Raw genomic sequence first — 4,759 nt, forward strand, 5'->3', positions numbered from 1 at the left:
CACCCCCGCGCCCACCGCCGTGCCGAGCCCCACCGTCACCGGTACGCCCCGGCCGCGCCCCGCCAGCTCGGGCGGCTCGCCGAGGCCCGGTACGAGCGGTTCGCCGGCCCCGACCGACAGCCCGCTGCCCCGGCTGCCGCTGCCGCTGCCGTCGGTGTCGGTGTCGGTCTCCGTGCCCGGGCTGCCGCTGCCCGGGCTGCCGCTGCCCACCGGGGGCGGGCTGCTCGACTGAGCGCCGCGCGACGAACCGGACGCTTCCGTCACCGTGCTGCCGTGAGCAGCACGGCAGCGGCCTCGGCGATCGTCACTGCGGGGCGGGGCGCGGATGCTGGCCCTCGTGGAGCGCTGGCGGGCCGACTACCCGACCCGGCTGATCGCCGCCCGCCAGGCCGGCACGAGCGCGGCGGAGCTGGCGAGCGCTCAGCGTTCCCGGTCGGCGGCCCGGCCCAGCGCCACCATCCGCAGCGTCTCCTCGCGACGGCGCACCAGCAGGACCCCGGCCAGGAAGGTGACCGGCGGGACGAGCACCAGCATGAGCCACTGCGCCGGGACCAGCGGGATGGCGTGTCCCATGTGCATGGTGGACACCGACCAGCCGGCGAGCGCCGTGTCGATGACCAGGGCCAGCGCGGCGACCGGTGCCAGCAGCACGGCGATCCGCCGGCGCACCGGCGCCGCGAGGCTGGCCACGGCGACCAGCACGGCCAGGGCCGCGGTGGCGAGCCCGGCCACGTAGAGCCAGAGGAGGGTCTCGCTCCGAGCCTGCAACACTCCGTAGAACGCGTAGACAGGAACAGGGCCGACGGCGTCGACGCCGGCACCGCTCAGCCGGCTGGCCTCCAGGACGGCGACCGCCGCCAGCGGCGCGAGGATCAGTACCGCCGCGCGAGAGGGGCCGAGCACGGCCAGCGCCCGGCGGGGCGTAGCGGGCACGGCCAGTGCGGCGGCCGCCAGCAGGGCGAGGGCGAGCTGCGGCAGGGTGTCCACCACGTAGGTCGGCTGGTCGATGACCCCGGGCCCGACCAGCACCAGCCAGGCGACCACTCCGGACCAGGCAAGCCCGGCAGCTGTTCGGCGCAGCCCGGTCAGCGCGGCTACCGCCACCGCGGCCCAGCCCGCCACGCGCAGCCAGTCGACGGAGTCGGGGCCGACGGAGCGCACCGACGGCCCCAGGTCGGGATTCGGGACCAGCTGATCGGCGAGCCCCTTGGCCGCCGCCGCGAGGAGGATCAGGGCTACCAGCAGGCCGGTCACAGCGGCGGCGTCGGCCCAGGCCGGCTCGGTGAACCCCCGTGCGCCCACCCGCAGCCGGGCCCGCAGGCCGGCGCCCACCAGGTCGACCGTGTCCCGGAACCCCGGCCGGATCTGCCCGGGCCGCGCATCGGCCAGGAGGACGGCGATCATCTCCTCCTCGTACGTCCGGCGGTGTTCCCAGGGGTGGACGGCGAGCAGCCGGCGGTAGCGGCGCTCGAGTTCGGCGGCGCTCACGCCATCCCTCCCTCGGGCAGCAGGCCGGCGGCGCGCAGCCGACGGCCGGCGGTGTCGGCGTTGCGGCGCAGCCGGGCCACCTCGTCGGCGAGCCGGGTGGCGCCCAACGCGGTGAGCCGGTAGTAGCGGCGCAGCCGGGACTGCACCACCTCCTCGCGGTCGACCTCGATGAGGCCGTCGGCGCGCAGGCGGTCGAGGACGGCGTAGAGGGTGCCGGCGCGGAGCCGGACCCGGCCGTCGGAGATGCGCAGCACGTCCTCGATGACCGCGTAGCCGTGCCGGGGTGTCTCGGCCAGCGCGGTGAGGACCAGGAACGTGGGTTCCCGTAGGGGGCTGTCGGTCATGCCTGGGAGCATATACCGGCTATCGGTATATGCGCCGCCCTGTCAGCGCTCGGGTCGGCGCCCGTCCCCCTCGGCGGCGGCCGCGGCGACGTTCTCGGTGACCGGCCCCAGCCCCGGCCCGACCGGCGTGGCCTGCTCCGCCGGGCCCCGGCCGGCCTGTTCCGCCGGGCCCCGGTCGGTCTGCCCCGCCGGACGGGCCTGCTCGCCGGCCCCACCGGCGAGCCGGTCGAAGAAGCGCAGCAGCTCGACCGGGAACGGCATGACCAGGGTGCTGTTCTTCTCCGCCGCCACGTCCACCACCGTCTGGAGCAGGCGCAGCTGGTACGCCCCCGGCGTGTTCGCCATGGCCCGGGAGGCGTCGGCGAGCCGCCGGGACGCCTGGAACTCGCCGTCCGCGGCGATCACCCGGGCCCGGCGCTCCCGCTCGGCCTCGGCCTGCCGGGACATCGACCGCTTCATCCCCTCGGGCAGGGACACGTCCTTGACCTCCACCCGCTCGATGAGCAGGCCCCAGGGCTTCTCGGTGGGCGCGTCGATGACCGCCTTCAGCTCCGCGTTGATCCGGTCCCGGTCGCGCAGCAGGGTGTCCAGGTCGGCCTTGCCGATCACCGAGCGCAGCGCGGTCTGCGCGACCTGGAGCACCGCCGACGGGTAGTCGCGGACGTTGACCAGCACCTTCACCGGGTCGACCACCCGGTAGTAGACGACCGCGTCGACGGTGAGCGTCACGTTGTCGCGGGTGATCACGCCCTGCGCGGGCACCCCGATCACCGTGGTCTGCATGCTCACCCGCACCATCCGGTCGGCGACCGGGACGATCAGCTGGAGGCCCGGCTGGCGGATACGCTCCAGCACCCGGCCGAAGCGGAACACCACGCCGCGCTGGTACTGCTGCACCAGCCGGACGCTCAGCGACGCCACGAACACCACGAGCGCGACGACGATGACCAGCACGATGACGGCGGCGGCTGCCATGGTCCCCTCGATCCCGGAGGCACCCGCCTCCCGGCGGCGCGCGTACCCGCTCCCCCGCGCTTCACTCCTGCCGCCCGCCGGGGACCGCAACTGGCAGATCTTGGCGAGTTGTCGTCAGCGACGAACGGAAACTCGCCAAGATCCGAGACAGCAGGGTCAGTAGCGGCGGGCCGGGGGGACACCGCGCGGTGGGGCCTGGCGCAGCAGCCAGACCGGATTGCCGGCCCCGATGATCACGCCGTCCCGCCCCCGGACCTGGGTCCGCAGGTAGGTGCCCGCACCGGGCGAAACCGGCAGGTCGTGCCAGCCCTGGCGGAGCTGCCGCCAGGGCACCTGTCCGATCCGGATCGCCGGGGTCGGGTCGGCGACACCCGCCAGGTCGACCGCGCCGGTCACCACCTCCAGGGCCGCGCCGGCCGGCAGGTCGGTGGCGTGCAGCCGCACGGTCAGGTCGCCCGCGTCGGTGGTCAGCACGGCGCCCATCGCGCTGCGGCCGCCGATCTCCAGGTCGAGGGCGCCCCGGTAGCGGGCCAGGTCGGTGAACCAGGCCTGGCCGGCCCGCAGCGCCGCCACCAGGTCGTCGCGGCCCGTGGAGGCCGCCCAGACGTACGTGACGTGCCGGTCCCGCCCGGCCCGCCAGTCGGTGCCGTCGTGGTCGTCGGTCACCCCGACCGCGGTGACCGGGATGGCGTTGCGGGCCGCCACGTCGTACGCCCAGAGGTGGTCGTCGACCGGTTCGCGGCCGATCTCGATCAGGTCGACGCCCAGCGCGTGCCGCTCCACCAGCAGCCGGGCCAGGGACTCGCGGCGTTCCACGTCGAGCGGGTGGTTCCAGCAGACCACCCCGCCGTGGCCGTGCAGGAACTCGACCACCCGTTCGGTCGCCCCGACGTCGTTGTCCCGGTACGGCGGGGAGGGAAAGCGCGGCAGCGTCTGGTCGCCGCCGAACCAGTTGAGGTGCCGGACCATCGACACCTCGTAGGCGCGGTGGTGGGTGACGCCCGGATACGCCCCGGCGTAGCCGCGCAGCACCTCGGCGCGCAGTTCCTCGCCGGCCTGCCCGGCGCGCCGGGCCCGGTCGAAGACCAGCCGGTCGACCACGTACGCGCCGCGCGCGCCGGCCGCGACCTGCACCCCGAGGCGCAGCCCGCGCAGCGAGTTGTCGCCGGCCACCAGGTCCGGCCAGAGCCGCCGGACGTCGGCCAGCAGGTCGAGGGTGTGCCGCCGCCAGGCGCCGGGCGGGGCGGGCAGGTCGACGGTGCCGTGCCGGCCGTCGGCGTGGTGCCGGGTCCCGGTCGCCGCGCCCAGGCGGTAGCGGAGCACGAGCTGGCCGGCGGGGCGGCCGGCGCCGGCCGGGTGGTGGGACAGCGCGATCTCGACGATCAGGGTCGCGTCCGGACCGGCGCTCTCGGGCAGCACGTCGAGGTGCAGGGTGGTGTCGGAGATGTTCCCGGTGTGCGTCCAGTTCCAGGCCTTGCCGGCGTACCAGAGGGTGCCGGCGCCGGCGGCGGTGAGCCGCAGCGCGCGGCCCGGGTCGTCGGCGGCGTGCGGGGCGGCCACGAAGTCGGCGCCGGACGCTGTGAGCGCGCCCTCGGTGGACGCCTTCCAGGTCCAGGCGAGCCCGCCCTCGGGCTCCTCCGGCCCGTCGAAGTGGACGACCCGGCGGTGGTCGTGGGCGGCCACCCGGAAGTCGTGGTCGGTCCACCAGAGCACGTCGACGGCGTTGCGGCGGGCCTGGTCGAGGTGGGCGGCGTAGCTGGCGACGCCCTCGCTGAACGAGGCGTGCAGGTGCATGGCCATGCTGATCGGCCGCCGTCCGCGGGCGGCCGGCGGCGGGTCGCCGGTGGCGGCGAGGCCCACGGGCACGCCGATCCCGGCCACCGCCAGCCCACCGGCGGCGGCGAGCAGGCTGCGCCGGTCCAGCCGTGCCCGATCGCCCATGCCGCTCCCCC

The 4,759-nt window shown here is 76.0% G+C and carries 4 protein-coding genes and 1 pseudogene; 1 reads left to right on the forward strand and 4 read right to left on the reverse strand.

All coding sequences use genetic code 11. The annotated features are described in order from the left end of the window. A pseudogene (locus B0E53_RS38130) lies at positions 1-232 on the forward strand (NlpC/P60 family protein); the annotation flags it as partial. 188 nt (positions 233-420) lie between these two features. Here B0E53_RS38130 and B0E53_RS33200 read toward each other — a convergent pair. The 4 genes from B0E53_RS33200 to B0E53_RS33215 all read right to left on the reverse strand — a co-directional run. After that, positions 421-1,488 (reverse strand): hypothetical protein, encoded by a 1,068-nt coding sequence (locus B0E53_RS33200; protein WP_107079559.1) that lies wholly within the window; start codon positions 1,486-1,488, stop codon positions 421-423. After that, on the reverse strand, positions 1,485-1,832 hold the full coding sequence (locus B0E53_RS33205) for a PadR family transcriptional regulator (protein ID WP_107079560.1): 348 nt from the start codon (positions 1,830-1,832) through the stop codon (positions 1,485-1,487). Before B0E53_RS33205 ends, B0E53_RS33200 begins: the two co-directional genes overlap by 4 nt. A 42-nt stretch (positions 1,833-1,874) precedes the next feature. Beyond that, complete coding sequence (locus tag B0E53_RS33210) at positions 1,875-2,807, reverse strand: SPFH domain-containing protein (RefSeq protein WP_107079561.1); 933 nt, start codon at positions 2,805-2,807, stop codon at positions 1,875-1,877. Positions 2,808-2,963: 156 nt separating this feature from the next. Beyond that, a partial coding sequence (locus tag B0E53_RS33215) for a hypothetical protein (RefSeq protein WP_246835723.1) occupies positions 2,964-4,759 on the reverse strand: 1,796 nt, incomplete at its 5' end.

Source organism: Micromonospora sp. MH33, assembly GCF_003013775.1.
GTDB classification, from domain to species: Bacteria; Actinomycetota; Actinomycetes; order Mycobacteriales; family Micromonosporaceae; genus Micromonospora; species Micromonospora fulviviridis.

Bases quoted from the DNA above. Each gene is read 5' to 3' on its own strand.
- B0E53_RS33205 (WP_107079560.1), bottom strand. From the start codon at position 1,832: ATGACCGACAGCCCCCTACGGGAACCCACGTTCCTGGTCCTCACCGCG.
- B0E53_RS33210 (WP_107079561.1), bottom strand. From the start codon at position 2,807: ATGGCAGCCGCCGCCGTCATCGTGCTGGTCATCGTCGTCGCGCTCGTG.